At 58.1% G+C, this 14484-nt stretch carries 15 protein-coding genes and 1 pseudogene; 3 read left to right on the top strand and 13 right to left on the bottom strand.

The features are described from left to right. Positions 1 to 2646 precede the first annotated feature (2646 nt). The 12 genes and pseudogenes from AC6BYQ_RS26390 to repB form a co-directional block, all read right to left on the bottom strand. Positions 2647 to 3168: pseudogene (locus AC6BYQ_RS26390) on the bottom strand (phage tail protein I); the annotation flags it as partial. Then, on the bottom strand, positions 3161 to 4069 hold the full coding sequence (locus AC6BYQ_RS26385) for a baseplate assembly protein (RefSeq protein WP_498057797.1): 909 nt from the start codon (positions 4067 to 4069) through the stop codon (positions 3161 to 3163). The gene AC6BYQ_RS26385 and the pseudogene AC6BYQ_RS26390, both read right to left, overlap by 8 nt. A 4-nt stretch (positions 4070 to 4073) precedes the next feature. Next, on the bottom strand, positions 4074 to 4424 hold the full coding sequence (locus AC6BYQ_RS26380; protein ID WP_074055891.1) for a GPW/gp25 family protein: 351 nt from the start codon (positions 4422 to 4424) through the stop codon (positions 4074 to 4076). After that, on the bottom strand, positions 4421 to 5056 hold the full coding sequence (locus AC6BYQ_RS26375) for a phage baseplate assembly protein V (RefSeq protein ID WP_498057796.1): 636 nt from the start codon (positions 5054 to 5056) through the stop codon (positions 4421 to 4423). Before AC6BYQ_RS26375 ends, AC6BYQ_RS26380 begins: the two co-directional genes overlap by 4 nt. 85 nt (positions 5057 to 5141) lie before the next feature. Next, positions 5142 to 5606: a phage tail protein gene (locus AC6BYQ_RS26370; protein WP_498057795.1), complete on the bottom strand. Its 465-nt coding sequence runs from the start codon at positions 5604 to 5606 to the stop codon at positions 5142 to 5144. A 50-nt stretch (positions 5607 to 5656) separates the two neighbouring features. Next, positions 5657 to 6169, bottom strand: coding sequence for a lysozyme (locus AC6BYQ_RS26365; protein WP_498057794.1), 513 nt, complete (start codon positions 6167 to 6169; stop codon positions 5657 to 5659). Continuing rightward, positions 6153 to 6371 (bottom strand): HP1 family phage holin, encoded by a 219-nt coding sequence (locus AC6BYQ_RS26360; protein ID WP_074055887.1) that lies wholly within the window; start codon positions 6369 to 6371, stop codon positions 6153 to 6155. The genes AC6BYQ_RS26365 and AC6BYQ_RS26360 overlap by 17 nt, the downstream gene beginning before the upstream one ends. Before the next feature lie 3 nt (positions 6372 to 6374). Beyond that, positions 6375 to 6578: a tail protein X gene (locus AC6BYQ_RS26355; RefSeq protein WP_197753599.1), complete on the bottom strand. Its 204-nt coding sequence runs from the start codon at positions 6576 to 6578 to the stop codon at positions 6375 to 6377. A gap of 192 nt (positions 6579 to 6770) precedes the next feature. Continuing rightward, entirely contained in the window at positions 6771 to 6965 is a 195-nt protein-coding gene (locus AC6BYQ_RS26350; protein WP_074055886.1) for a hypothetical protein, read from the bottom strand. A 63-nt stretch (positions 6966 to 7028) separates the two neighbouring features. Beyond that, positions 7029 to 9065 (bottom strand): replication endonuclease, encoded by a 2037-nt coding sequence (locus AC6BYQ_RS26345; protein ID WP_498057793.1) that lies wholly within the window; start codon positions 9063 to 9065, stop codon positions 7029 to 7031. 40 nt (positions 9066 to 9105) lie between these two features. After that, a complete protein-coding gene (locus tag AC6BYQ_RS26340) occupies positions 9106 to 9327 on the bottom strand; it encodes a TraR/DksA C4-type zinc finger protein (protein WP_498057792.1) in 222 nt (73 codons plus the stop codon). Between the two features lie 79 nt (positions 9328 to 9406). After that, positions 9407 to 9712 (bottom strand): phage replication protein B, encoded by a 306-nt coding sequence (gene repB, locus AC6BYQ_RS26335; RefSeq protein ID WP_498057791.1) that lies wholly within the window; start codon positions 9710 to 9712, stop codon positions 9407 to 9409. Positions 9713 to 9976: 264 nt separating this feature from the next. Here repB and AC6BYQ_RS26330 point away from each other — a divergent pair, with 264 nt between their 5' ends. After that, positions 9977 to 10843 (top strand): helix-turn-helix domain-containing protein, encoded by an 867-nt coding sequence (locus AC6BYQ_RS26330; protein WP_498057790.1) that lies wholly within the window; start codon positions 9977 to 9979, stop codon positions 10841 to 10843. Between the two features lie 45 nt (positions 10844 to 10888). Here the strand turns inward: AC6BYQ_RS26330 and AC6BYQ_RS26325 are convergent, their stop codons facing one another. Further along, positions 10889 to 11653: a DUF481 domain-containing protein gene (locus tag AC6BYQ_RS26325; protein WP_025159658.1), complete on the bottom strand. Its 765-nt coding sequence runs from the start codon at positions 11651 to 11653 to the stop codon at positions 10889 to 10891. A gap of 506 nt (positions 11654 to 12159) precedes the next feature. Here AC6BYQ_RS26325 and AC6BYQ_RS26320 point away from each other — a divergent pair. Together AC6BYQ_RS26320 and tyrA are read left to right on the top strand one after the other, a co-directional pair. Further along, a complete protein-coding gene (locus AC6BYQ_RS26320) occupies positions 12160 to 13236 on the top strand; it encodes a 3-deoxy-7-phosphoheptulonate synthase (RefSeq protein WP_019455140.1) in 1077 nt (358 codons plus the stop codon). 3 nt (positions 13237 to 13239) lie between these two features. After that, positions 13240 to 14361, top strand: coding sequence for a bifunctional chorismate mutase/prephenate dehydrogenase (tyrA, locus tag AC6BYQ_RS26315; protein WP_198635863.1), 1122 nt, complete (start codon positions 13240 to 13242; stop codon positions 14359 to 14361). The last annotated feature ends 123 nt before the right edge of the window (positions 14362 to 14484 follow it).

Raw genomic sequence — 14484 nt, 5'->3', positions numbered from 1 at the left:
GGGGCGCGGTGCCGGCGACCAGCCGCCGTCCATTACGTCGCCTGCGGTGAGGTAGTGCCGCTGCAACTCTGTAACGCATTGTTCGATAAAGTGTTCGAGGCCATCGATTTCACTGCCGGCCATTCTTGCCAGCACCGCGCCAGCCAGCCACAGGCCGCACATGTGGCCGGTAAAATCCTGCGCATCGGGTTGCGGCAGGGCGGCCATCGGGAAATCGGTCGGCGTGACGCCGCCGGCATCGTGGGTGAAACCGATCAGCCAGCGCAGCCAGTTCTCGACATATTCCACCAGCTTGGGCGGCGGCGTTTTGTTCGCCTGGCGCAACTCAAGCCAGGCGCGTGCGGCGCCGAAGAAGGCGCGTGGCTGATAACCAGACCAGGCGGTGCCGTCACCCCAGTGGTGCATGGTCCAGGTGTCCGCCGGGCCGTAGCTCAGGTTATCCCAACGGTTCCAGATATAGGCCGATGCGCCGGGGCCCAGTACGCCGAACCGCTGCTGATACCACTGCTGCGACTGCCACAGAAATTCGACCATGTTGTTGAGCATCACCCCGTCGGGATCGGCGGCGGCGTGCACGAAGATGAACGGGTACTGATACCCTGGATAAGGCATGCCGTGCCAGCCATCAAATTGTTGGCTGCCCGCCTGGTAGATGTTGGAGAACGGGATTACGCCCGGCGTGCAGAACAGGCTGTCGTGGCGATGCTCCAATAGGGTACAGTCGCCCACCAGTGCGGTGTACGCGTGCGCCGCCTGCAGCGTGAGGCGATAGCGGATGGTGTAGCCGTCATCGGCATCGAACGTCGGCGGAATGTCGTTCAGCACGTAGTAGCTGAACGTGGCGTCCGGTACGTTGTCGTCCTGCAGGATGGTGACTTGTTTCACGCGGCTGAAGTGCGGTGCGGCCGGCTTAGGCTCGGTGGCCTGGTGATCCGGCTGATAGCCGCTCAACGTTGCGGCCTGTAGGGCGAAGGTCGCGGTTTGCCATTTGCCGCCGGTGGCGGGCAGCATCCAATACCAACGCCATTTGTCGTCGTCTTCGAGCCGCAGATTGAATGCGGCGTCCGAGCGGTAGACTAACTGCGTGACGGGGAAACTTTCCTCTGTGGTCAACCAGGCGCCGATCACCATGCCGGCGTCGTCATTGGGGAAGCAGGCGCGGATCACCGTCGCACTGCGGCTGTCGTAAACGCGCTCTTCAAAGCGGCTGTCGATGACGCAACCGCCGTAGTCGGTTACCGCGCGCAGATCCGCCAGCAAATAGTCGCTGCCGTCTGCTTTCGTCAGCGCCGCCAGGCTGCTAAGTGCAATATCGTAGCTCTTCACCTGCGGCTGGGTTGACTGCGGCAGACCGATGCCCCATTCCGTCGTGTTGGCCGCGTTTTTATCCGCCGCAATGGACAGCTGAATTTTGCATGAGATCGGCTGATTCTGGTCGTCGACGCCGCCGAAGCAGGTGCGGATTTTTGACTGGCGATTGACGCGGAACCAGATGGCCTGCTGTTCCAGCGAGTGTTGCGATGCTATCTCCTTGCGAATGGTGATCATGCCTTCGGCGTTGCGGCCGTAATTCACCGGCGCACCGGACGGATATGACCAGTCGTAGGAGATACCGTCGGTAAACGGCGAATTGGCGCTGCGGCTTTGGCGAAAGAACTTATCCTGTGCGTCAATATCGGTATATTCCATCGCGGTGAATTCAACGCTTTTCCAGGCGTTGAAATAGCGTTGTTCGCCGGTGATGCTGTACAGCAGATAGCAGGCGTCGGCAAACCACAGCTCGGCGTCGGCCGCGTTGCCCATGGCATTGTGCGGCACCGGCACATGCAGCGGACGGTTATGCTGGATTTGGTTGCGTTCGATCATCACGCCGCCGTGTTCGGGCGGTTGGCGATTGGCGAAGTTCAGCTTGTGATTACCGTTGAGGGTGGTGTCTTTTAACTGCACCGTACCGAATTGTTCAACGGGCAGCCCTTTGGCCAGGATCTCGCCGTCGGCGGCGATCTGATAACCCTGCCAGTTGATGATCCAGGCTACGTCATAGCGTTTGCCGTCGCTGTTCCAGTCGGTTTCACCGGCGGCGTTAACCGCACGCACCTGAGCGTTGATGGCATCCCAGGCCAGCGCGCCGTCAAAGGCGAAGGTGGCGATGTCGAGGTATTCACCCCAATAAGGCGCGCCGTGCGGGATCCGCGTGCGACCTTTGTCGAAGGTCAGATCAATGCCTTTGAAACCGCTGTGCGTCGGATCCTTCGTATCGACTGGCCAATTGGCGGGCACAGGTTCTTTGGCGTTGACGATCCAGTTGGCGATCCAGCGTTGAGGGCTGGTCGGGATCGGCGCGCCGTCGTAAAAGTAGGTGACATAGGCGTCAAAACAGGCGATGGCCTGATCCAGATACTTCTGTTCTCCGGTCGCCAGATATGCATGGGCATAGCCGAGGATCTGCAGAGCCTGGCCTTCGGTAGTGGCGTCGTTCGGCAACCCCGCCATGCGCGACAACTCGCGCTCATGGCGCGAATCGGCCAAGACATGTTCGTCGTTGAGTACGAAGTGTTGTTGAGTCGAGTCCAGCGTGGTGCCGGTGTTACGCTGCAAGAATTGATAATGTCCCTCCAGCATTTGGCGGGCGAGACTGGCATAGTCGGGATACACGGTAGTGAGTTCTCCATCATATTGGCCGCTGGCGACGTCGATTGCGCCGGTGGTCTCGAGGTTAAGCGCCAGACCGGTTAGATGGCGGCCGACCGGTTTGGCGTCGGCGATCATCCGCTCCATCTCCAGATACATCTCTTCGGTGATGCCGTTCTCCAACACCCCGATATCCAGCGCGAAGGTGCCGGGCTCGCCGTTGGTTTCCCACCACTCACGCAGCTTGATCAGGTAACCCAACGGCTCTACGACGCGGCGAATGGCGCCGATGGTGCCTTTATGGCGGTGGATGAAGAAAGCGGCGGCTACGACGCTGCGTTTGGCGTCTTCCGTCCAGGCTTCATCCCAATGGTCAACCGAGAAAGCCCAGGCCAGATACGGCAGCAGGTTGACCGGGCAAGTCGCCGGATCCCACAGTTCGCGCAGCGGCACCGGCATGGCGGCCAACTCGGCACAGGCGGCCGCGGCCGCGACCTCCAGAGGGGAGGAACCGACCGGCAGCAGACGGTTACTCATCGGAGCCTCCCACCGTCAGACGATAAGAGGCGCAATGCGACGCCTGGGTTTTGTCCAACACGATGTCGGCCTGCGGGGCCTTCAATTCAACGCGTTGCACACCTTCGGCGTGCAGTGCGGCGTAGATTGCCGACAAACGGATATCTCGGCCCAAACGGTGCTGGGCGCTGATGTAAGTTTTCAGCTTGGCTTCGGCGGCGCGACGCACCGGTTCGGCCTCGGGGCCGGGGTAGAGGTACAGTACGGCATCGATGCTGTAATTGACGATGTTGGCAGAGCGGACGACGACGCGATCCGCCACCGGGCGCACGTCTTCATCGTTCAGCGCTTTATCGACGATCGCCACCAGTTCTGCGCTGGCGGTGCCGTCCCCTTCGCGCGACAGGACGGAAATCAACACGTTGGCCGGGCTGGGACTGGTGGCGGAAACGTCGGCGACCCGGCCATCGGCGGAACGGCCGTGATATTCATAGGAGCCGCTGGAGCCGGCCACGCTCAAACCTTCAAAGGCCTGCTGGATCCGCACGCGGAAATCGCTATCCGATTCCATGACCGCCGGCAGTGGCGGAATGACGCTGTTATCCGGCTGCTGCACCACCAGGCGTTTAACTTGAAAGTTTGCCCCCAGTTGGTCGAGGTCGCTGCCGCTGGCATAACCGAGCATCACGGCCTGTGCAGCTTCATTCACGCGTTGGCGCAACAACAGTTCACGATAAGCATTTTCTTGCAGCAGTTTGACGATCGGTTCTGATTCCAACGCTAGCGTGCGTGCGATGGCTTCGCGTTGCTCTTCCGGATAAAGGGAAATCAGCATGGTCTTGCGCTCGGTCAGCAGCGACTCGTAATCGAGAGGGTCCACCACCGTCGGGGCGGGTAATAAACTCAGGTCAATGGTTGCCATGGTGTCAGCTCACTGAAACAGAAAGAGAAAAGGGATCCGGCGTATCCGTGCGGTCGCCGGTGATGTCGACCACCATTTTTCCGTCAAAGGTGGTGTTGCAGCTGATGCCCGTCAGGCGAATGCGCGGTTCCCACTGCAGCAGTGCGCTGTAGCAGGCCGCCATTATTTGCAATCGCAGCGCGTCGTTTTGCGGCTGGTCCAGCAACTCGGACAGCAACGAACCGTAGCTGCGACGCATTACGCGTGAGCCGATGGGCGTAATCAGGATGTCGCTCACCGACTGGCGAATGTGCTCGAGATCTGCGATAGCGCGGCCGTTGCCGCGGTTCATGCCAAGGTATTTCGCGTTGTTCATCGTGGTTTGTCCGTTTGGCCTCCGCCGGTTTGCACGCCGCCGTGGGTATGGGTATGCACTACAATGCCGTTGGAGCTTATGCTGCCGCCGGTGTGGTTGAGATCGCCGGTCATCGAACCGCCCTGGCGGATGGCGATGGTGCCGGTGGTTAACCGCTGGGTGCACTCCACTTCGGGAGCCTCCAGCGTGATTTTGCCGGTGGCGCGGCAGGCGATGTTCGGTGCCGTTAGCGTGATCTGCTCGGCGGCGTCAATCGCGGCGCTTTTAATGCCGACCGCTTTCAACGCGCCCGTGGCCGGCTCGTACTCGATCACTGCGCCGTCGGGAAAAGCGATATGCGCCGCTTGTGCTGAGGCCGACGGTGCGGGATGAGCATCGGAAAATACGCCGGGCAATACGAAAGCGGTTTCAAGCTCCCCGCCAAGCGACAGCACCAGGACTTGTTCGCCAATGCTGGGCGCCCACCAGCTGCGCGCATCGCCTGCGCGCCCGGTCAGCCAGTTGAGCCAGTCGGTAAGATTGCCGCCGGTGGCGACGCGACAGCGCCCGCGTTCGAGGTCGAGCTCGCTGACGGTTCCTATCCGTATCAGATTGCGCACCAGGCGCTGAATATCGAAGTTGTCTGTGTTCATGTCTCAAGAATGCCGCTGGATGAAAAGGGGAACAACGCGGCGGCGTTTGGCTGCCACCAGCACAACCGAAGCCGCCAGGCGGGCGCTATGGCTGCTGAAATTCGCTGAGCAGCTCACCGCGCAGATACACCTGGGTGAAGCGATCGACGTTCTCCGGCTCGGGCGGTTCAGCCAGCGGAGTGATATGCAGTGCGCCGTCGCGCGGCTCCACCAGGATTCGCTCGGTGAGTTGAAGCTGCAGGGTCAGCTGGCCCGGCGTCTCGATATCGCGTTGGAACGAGAAACCATTTTTTCGCATCTCCGGATTGGCGAAGAGGTCGGGTTGGTGACTGCGTAGCCAGGCCAGCACGGTGACCATGACCAGATCATCGTTGGATGACGGCCCATCCAGTGCCAGATTGAGCTGATAGCGGTATTCGAAGGACAGTGAGGGAGCGAGCGTTGAGACTACGCGGCCGTTAGCCACTCCAAGGCGCAGCCGTTCGGGGTTTTGCTGAAGAATAGGAATGGCACTGAGTAGCGCTGTACGCAGCTGTTCGGGTTTTAACATGGTGTACCTCCTGCAAGAGAAGTGGTTTGAATGGGGGCATTGAAAAACGGTCAGCGCGGGATGGCGCTCAGACAGAGTGAGCGTTCGGCCGTACGGCGCCGCTCCAGCCCTTTGCTTTTGACGCCGTTGACATAAATCCAGCGCGGCAATTGATCGCAAGCCGCCTGCCACTGGCGCCGTTTGATAAAGGTGGCCAGCGTTGAATTACAGGCGGCGTTGACGCCGACGTTGAACGCGAAAGCACTGACGGCGTCGTACACCGGCTGCGGCATTTCGACGTCCATGCAGCGCGCGATGCCGCGCTCTACGGCGCGTACATCGTCGATCAAATTGGCGGCCGCCTGGCGTTCGTTGATGGCGGTGTCCGGTTTCACGCCGGCGGTGTGGCCGATGCCGTTGGTCCAAATGCCGGCACTGCATTGGTAGGGCGATAGCCGGCAGCCTTCGAAATCGGCGATCAGGCGTAAGCCTTGTTCGGAGGTTTTCAGCGTATTGAACTGAGGCAACAGGGCGGCGAGCGCCAAAATAGCCGCCACGCTGCAGCGTTTAGCGAGTGAGTTCATCGTAGACTCCGCGTTTCAGGCCGTTTTTTTTTAGCGATTTCAACAGCTGGTAGCTTTTACGTCGGTAATACCAATTCACGGCGAAGGTGCCGACGCCAACCGCGGCTCCGACCAGGATGGCGATGTCCTGCGCAGAGTGACTCCCTAACCAGGCCAGGCAAGCCGCCACGAGATAGGCAAGGGTTGAAGTGAGTTTCTCCATTGCTTAATCCCACAATTTGACGGTTTCTCGTTGAGCTGACGCAGGCATATCCGGCAATTCAACCGGTTGGCCGTGTGGCAGCAAGGGGCCCAGATCGGCCAGACCACGATTAGCCAAATAGACATGTTCCACCTGGCGCTGCGTGCTGCCGTAGTAGCGCCAGCAAATCGCGTCAATGGTGTCACCTTGTTGTGCATAAATTTTCATCATTACCATCCTGCGATAGCGTTGAGGGAGAGGGCCTTGGCCCCGGATACCTTCAGTTTCGCGCGCGTGGGAGGGGAGCGGCAACGCAAGGGGGTTGTGGATGCGATGGCACAACCGGACAGGAAAAACGCCGGCGGCAGAAACAAAAACCCCCGCCGGTGGCGAGGGTTGAAAATCGTTTGGCTGGTGGGATTAGCGGGGCGGCTGTTCGTCAGCGGGGTAAAATATTTCTTGATAATCATTGTTCGGCAGCACCTGGCTGGCCAGATCGGAAATCAGCGACATGGCGATCAGGAACTCGGTGGCATTGCATTGTGCAGCTTGTGAAACATCGGCGATGAACTGGATGCGGGACAGTGTTACTTGTTGTTTATCCATAATTTCCACTGTTTTTGCCCTCTCTTGAATATACTGTGTATTTATACAGTATTAAGCAAAACGCTAAAGGCGTCAATGGTTAGACTTATCATTTGTGCAGTAAAAATACGGCCAATCATTGATTAGCGGAAATTGTACAAGATGGCCGTCAAAACGAATTTTTCCGCCGCGGGCGAGAACCTCCAACTGCCAGCGCTGCGGTTCGATGCCGATATCTCGAAGTTTGCGGGCAATATTCAGACCGTGTTGCCGTTGTGGCGGGGTCAAACGGGCCGACGGCGCCGCCGGCGACGGCAGGTGAATATGGCGCGTTCCACAGTTATTGCCAGAACTCCAAGGCGTCGCGGCGACAAGATTTTTCGCCACGATCCGCCAATGCTCGGTGCGCGTTCGGTATAGCCGTTCACGGCCTAAATGCGGTGCATAGATGCCGACAACTTTTGTTATGGACTCGTCATAAGCGTTCCGTGTTGCTGAGGCCTCGCGCGCTACGCGTACCCATTGATGACTGCGGGGCACATTGGCGCCGCCTTGTGCCTGGATGTAACCGGCAAAGTCGCCGGCATCGGCAGCGGCGCGTACGGCTTCGGTGCCGGCGTCAAACTGAGGCGACAGGTTTTGGCCGCGTATGCGCCGGCATTCGCGGTAAACGCCGATACCGGGCAGGCCGAAGGGATGAAACTGCGGGATGCGCCAGGTGGCGGCCCAGGCGCTGACCGCGCGGGCGGTATCGCTCAGCGGAGTGCCGGTTTCGCGATCGATCTCTTCTTCCAACGCATACCCATCGAGATTTTTGGCGACATATTTGGCCAAATAGGCAGCGGCGCCACCGCGGTTGAGGTGTTTGCACTGAAAACGGTGCTGGTGGGCGCCGGGCTCTTCTGCATCCTGCTGCAGCGCATAATGCTGCATGATATCGATCACCACCTGGCGTTGCGCCTGCGGAGTGAACACCATCATGTGCCAGTGTGGCGTGCCGTCATGATGAGGCTCAACTACCCTCATACCATAGGCCTGCAGGCGACGATCCTTGAAAGCGGTGCGTATTTTCCCCCACAGGGCCACCAAATAGCGCTGGCCGTCCTTCGGTGTGAAAGCCTGCCGTTGCCAGCGCGAGTTGAAGCGCGCTGATCCTTTGTCGCCGCTGCGCTGAACGGGGTGAAATCGTGCCGGTGTCGTCAGAGTGATAAACAGCCCGCAGTGATCGTTCCGGGCGGCGTAGGTTTCTATGCCGGCGAGGGTGTTCATCAATTCCATACGGCGAATGGCGGGATTGGCGATGCTGGCAAGCACTTTTTCCATAAGATCGACACGTTCACCCGTGGCGACGTTTTCCAGTTCGCAGCGGCGAAGGTAATCGAGATTCGATTGACGTCGTGCGTTGACATCGTGGACGGCCTGCCGACTGGCGTAAGGTGAGGCGTTGCAGTGAACGTTGCCAATCGCGATTTGCAATGCCTCACGCCACTGCATGCGCTGCATTTTGAGACGCCGCAGCCACCAACGGTCGTCGGCCAGGCGCGACAGCGCCGCGATCGCCCGCTCGCTGTCCAGTTTGCCTTTTCGATAACAGCGCCAGTGCATCGGCAGGATATTGAAGGCGCGGGCCATCGTGGCGATTTGGCCGTACAGGCGACGCTGTATATTTGCGTGCAACAGGATCGCCGTATTCCCGTGCTTCGCCAGCAAGGCATCACATTCACTCTGGTAGAGCGCAGACAGTTGGCCACCGATACGCTGTGCCAACTGTTCCAGCGCTTTATCGCCCAGCGTAGGCAGGGCGTTGTAGCAGTCCGCTTCACCGCTAAAGCGCAACGATGTTCGTTGATCCAAACCGAAATTACGGTTCACTTGCTGAATGCGTGGCCATATCCGCCGATTGAAAATCCGCACCAGGTAATGCCAGGCGGCGTGGGACCCCTGTTGACTGAGCAACTGACGGTGGCGCTCAAGGAACGGCGTGCGCAAATAATAGGGCAGACCGTGAACGCGCTGCAGGATCGCCTGCCATTGGCGCAGTTGGTCGCGATTCAGCGCCGGTTCGCGCCCGATAGCAGGGCGTGGCGCGTTCCACGGATAGGCGTAATCATCGTGTACAGAGCGTTGCATGGCAGGGGCTTTTGCCGGTGAATGTGGCGCCGGCATATTGTTAACGGTGGGCGACATGGCGCTGTCTGGCTTCTGCGATCTCCTGGCAGGTTACACAGCGACTCACACCTGGAATCGCGGTGCGCCTCGCCGCAGGGATCGCCGTTTCACAGTCGATGCAGCTGAAGGCCGAGGGCGCTGTGGCAACCGGCCTGGCGTATGCGATTTGTTTCTCTAGCATCAATGCCTGGCGCTCCTGCGCCATATCGATAGTATCCGTCATATTATTTTCCCGGGATTGAATTGGGTGGATTTGGACCGAGCGGTGTCCGGCGGGTTGCACGCCAGTGGTATTCGGACGATTATTTTTTCTGGGCTAACAGACAGTCTGTTTCGCTGATATAGCGCGGCAACGACTGACTGAGCGAGATGAGTTCATTGAGTGCTGAGATAATTTGCCGTCGTTCGGTATAACCCATTTCATGAAATTTTAACCACACATGGCGTTCGGTCAGCCCGGCGTGAAAGCAAAACGTATGACGCAAATGCAGCGGTGCCGTGTTGTAGACCTCTTCGGCATGATTGACTTGCCGGGAAAACAGAGTGCGGCGGATTTCAGCAATACGCCGCAGGCCGATAGCCCGTTGCTCCTCGCTGGCCAGCAGCATGACAGTCTCCTTACCTGATAGTGAATAATTACTTGCAAAAGCAAGGTTTGAACCGTCGTCGGTTTGGGCAATATCTTGGCTAAATGCCCTGTAAACAAAGTCGTTTCGCGAGTTTCTTGGCGCTTTACGGTATTTGCATTTTCATCAGTCATATCGCATCATCTTAACTAAAGCGATCGACATGCCGAGTGACGGTGATTTGTCAGTACTTTAAATCGCAAAATGCGACTTGTAAATGCGAATTTTATTTTAATCGGTGATCATATGCGGGAAGACACGACAAACAACAACACTTCCGTGGGAGCGGTGATTGAAAGGGTTCTTTCATCTTATGGTGTGGGGACGCAGAAAGAATTGAGTGAAATTCTAGGGATAGCGCCGAATAACATCAGCAGTTGGCAGCAACGCGGGAGCGTTCCTGGATACGTCATTATCAACTGCGCGCTGACTACGGGGGCAGATCTGGGCTGGTTGATGACAGGTGAGCTTGCAAATTCAAAACTCAATCGCAAGCCGGCGTCATCTGCGCAAGGCAAAGCGCTTTACGATCGTGTATTGGCTTCCGGCGGGAAAGGCGTGTTGCGCCGCATTTTGGATGCTTACGGTTTCAACCTGCAAAAAGAGCTGGGCGACCTGTTGGGCATCTCTTCCGGCACGATGAGCACATGGGTACGCCGCAACTATTTTCCAGGCGACATCGTGGTGACCTGTGCGCTGGATACCGGGGTATCGTTGCTGTGGCTGGCGACTGGTCAGGGGGAAATGTGGGGGGATGCCGCACTGTCCGCACCGGTGGCCGGTGCCCGCACACTACCGAAATATCGCTTGCTCGCCGGGCAGTTGAAAGAGGCCGGTCAGTGGTCTGCAGACAGTAGTTTGATCCCGGACGGGGTGGTTCAGCCGGCTTACGTCGATGGCGGGCGTGTATCCTGGCTGGTGGATTTTGCTGTTACGCATATCGCCAATGGCCGTTGGCTGGTGGATATCGACGGTAACCGGGACGTCTACGACATTGCGCGTTTACCAGGCAACCAAGTGCGCGTCAGCGGCGGCAGCGTCGATTTTCAGTGTTCTCCGGATGCGTTGAAAGCGCTGGGCATGGTCTGGTTAACGTTGACGCCGCAGGCATAAAAAAAGCCCATCGATGATGGGCTTCGTGAAAGGGGGACGGGGAGATTACAGGCCGTAAACCAGCGTGACCGAGGTGGTGGTGTCGGTGTTCTTCGGCGCCGAGGCCGGCGGTTTGCTGTTGTAGGTCACGGTGTAGGCCACGCGCAGTGAGAAACGATCGTTGATCGCCACGTTCAGCGCGCTTTCCGAGTTCAGCGTAGTTTCTTCGTTCGCCAGTGCGGAGACGCCCTGAATGAACTTGGTGTTGTCGGTCAGCTGGTAGGAATAGTTGGCCGCGCCGTAAGCCAGGCCTTTGGTTGAACGGCCGCCGCCGTGGTATTCGTCATGGCGCACGCCGGGGCCGAATTCCACCCGCAGGTCGCTGAGAGGCCCATTGAGGATTTGACGGCCGTAGCCGCCGGTCAGCGTGGAACGCGAGTCGTAACCATTGAAACGGTCGCTCAGCCAGCTGGCCTGGCCGAACAGGTAGTTGCGATCGGTCAGGTTATAGCGCGTACGGCCGCCGGCCTGGTATTTCTCAGACGAGCGCACGTTGGAGGAGGTGGTGTTGTTGGCCGCCCCCCACAGGCTGTACGCCGCATCGGTGTTAAACCAGGTCATGTTGGTATTGGCCAACAGGGTGGAGCTCTGCGAATTGCCGGACTGGGCGTTATAGCCGGCCTGCACGTTGCCTTCGAACGGTTTCTTGGCGGTGGCCGGATCGTCCATCGCGGTGAAAAGCGTATTGTCGGCAAGGGCTGAAACACTGGTGAAAGTCGTTAAGCAGCAAATATACAGCGGAAAAGCGCGACGAGCGCGAGAAGAGAGCATCTTGGATCCAGTTGTTAAGGGTGGTTATTGTTGATGACGGTCACATTATATCGGTTCATTTCGGCGACAAAAATAGCCGCCATTAGCTTAAGTTTTTAATTTTTATTCCTCATTTATTCGCTTTTCTTCTACATAAATTCATCGCTTTCGGCGGTATTTCGTGCTGGGCCTGGCGGAGATCCTCCTCTGCCTATTTGCCGGCGTCTAATCGGATGGGGCCCTTCTTTGTAAACTTGAGTGTGAATTTATGTTTACAGGTTAGGGCCTTTGTCAGAAAGGTGTGTAACAGTGTGAATATGGATTGGGTTTTAATTTAGTTGTTTGTATTTATTGTGTTTTTATTTGATTTTGTGATGCTTATACAAAGCGGTTTAAATGAAAAATATCACGGTAATTTTTTATTTACGGAAAATGGATTGAAAACTTTACATATCGTGATAGGGTAGAGCCTTGAAACGCTCAATGCTCCATTTCAACGCATAACGCCAAACGACAGGAATTGCATCATGCAAAAAGACGCGCTCAATAACGTACATATCAGTGCAGAACAGGTTCTCATCACGCCAGAGGAACTGAAAAACCAGTTCCCGCTCAGCGCCAGCGACGAAAATGAAATCGCCGCCGCGCGCAACACCATCGCCAACATTTTACAGGGGCGCGATCATCGCCTGTTGGTGGTGTGCGGGCCTTGTTCGATCCACGATCCGGATGCGGCGCTGGACTACGCCCGTCGTTTGAAAACCCTGGCGGCTGACTTGAGCGATCAGCTGTATATCGTTATGCGCGTCTATTTTGAAAAACCCCGAACCACTGTCGGCTGGAAAGGTTTGATCAACGATCCGTACATGGACGGCTCGTTTGACGTTGAAGCAGGCTTGCATATCGCGCGTCGCCTGTTGCTGGATCTGGTGGGCATGGGCTTGCCGTTGGCTACCGAAGCGTTGGATCCGAACAGCCCGCAGTACCTGGGGGACTTGTTCAGCTGGTCGGCAATCGGTGCGCGCACCACCGAATCGCAGACGCACCGCGAAATGGCCTCCGGCCTGTCGATGCCTGTCGGATTTAAAAACGGCACCGACGGCAGTCTGGGCACCGCCATCAACGCCATGCGCGCCGCCGCCATGCCGCACCGCTTTGTCGGCATCAACCAGGCGGGGCAGGTTTGCCTGCTGCAGACCCAGGGCAACCCGGACGGGCACGTTATCCTGCGTGGCGGCAAGACCCCGAACTACAGCGCCGAGCACGTTGCGGCCTGTGAAAAACAGATGCTTGAGGCGGGACTCCACCCGTCCTTGATGATAGATTGCAGCCATGGCAACTCGAATAAAGACTATCGCCGTCAGCCGGCGGTTGCCGAGTCCGTGGTGGAGCAGATCAAAGCGGGCAATCGCTCGATCACCGGCATTATGCTGGAGAGCCATCTGCATGAAGGCAATCAGTCTTCCGAACAGCCGCGTGCAGACATGCGTTACGGTGTGTCCGTCACCGACGCCTGCATCGACTGGGAAAGCACGGAAACGCTGCTGCGCCACATGCATCAGGAACTCGGCGCTGCGCTGACGGCACGCACGGGAGAAAAGTAAGTTATGGTGGCAGAACTGACCGCGCTGCGCGATCAAATCGACGAGGTGGATAAAGCGCTGCTGGATCTGCTGGCGAAGCGCCTGCATCTGGTAGCGGAAGTGGGGGAGGTGAAAAGCCGTCACGGTCTGCCGGTCTATGTGCCGGAGCGCGAGGCGGCGATGCTGGCCTCGCGGCGCCAAGAGGCGGAAAACCTCGGTGTGCCGCCGGATTTGATCGAGGACGTTTTGCGCCGCGTGATGCGCGAATCCTACGTCAGCGAGAATGATAAAGGCTTTAAAACCCTGTGCCCGCAACTGCGGCCGATCGTTATCATCGGTGGCAATGGCCAGATGGGCCGGTTGTTCAACCGCCTGCTGACGCTGTCGGGTTATCAGGTCAGGGTATTGGATCAGGAAGATTGGCCGCAGGCGGAACAGCTGTTGGCGGATGCCGGCATGGTGATTGTCAGCGTGCCGATTCACGTGACCGAGCAGGTGATAAGTCGCCTGCCGCCGCTGCCCGCCGACTGCATTCTGGTGGATCTGGCCTCGGTGAAAAATCGCCCGTTGCATGCGATGTTGGCGGTGCACAGCGGCCCGGTGGTCGGCTTGCACCCGATGTTCGGCCCGGACGTGGGCAGCGTGGCCAAGCAGGTGGTGGTTTACTGCGACGGCCGCCAGCCGGAGGCCTACCAGTGGCTGCTTGAACAGCTGCAGGTGTGGGGCGCGCGGTTGCATCGCATCAGCGCAGTCGAGCACGATCAGAATATGGCGTTTATCCAGGCGCTGCGGCACTTCGCCACCTTCGCCTACGGCTTGCACCTGGCGGAAGAGAACGTGCAGCTGGAGCAATTGCTGGCGCTCTCATCGCCAATCTACCGGCTGGAGCTGGCGATGGTTGGCCGCCTGTTTGCGCAGGATCCGCAGCTGTACGCCGACATCATCATGTCGTCTGAAGAAAACGTGGCGCTGATCAAGCGCTATTACCAGCGTTTTGGCGAGGCGATAAAGCTGTTGGAGCACGGTGATAAACAGGCGTTTATCGACAGCTTCCGCAAGGTAGAGCACTGGTTCGGCGATTACGCCCAACGCTTTCTGGTGGAGAGCCGCACGCTGTTGCGGCAGGCTAACGATAGTCGGCAGTAACGCGCGGGCAGCAGATATGGAGGGTTCGGCTTGGCCGAACCCTTTTTTTGTGCACAGAAAACCCCCAGCTAGGCTGGGGGTTCAGTAAAGCTTTCAGCTTTGGGCCAGTTATAAAAACCCCTT

The sequence above is a fragment of the Serratia sp. LTN-2 genome (genome assembly GCF_059740205.1).
This window is presented reverse-complemented; position numbering and strand designations above follow the sequence as displayed.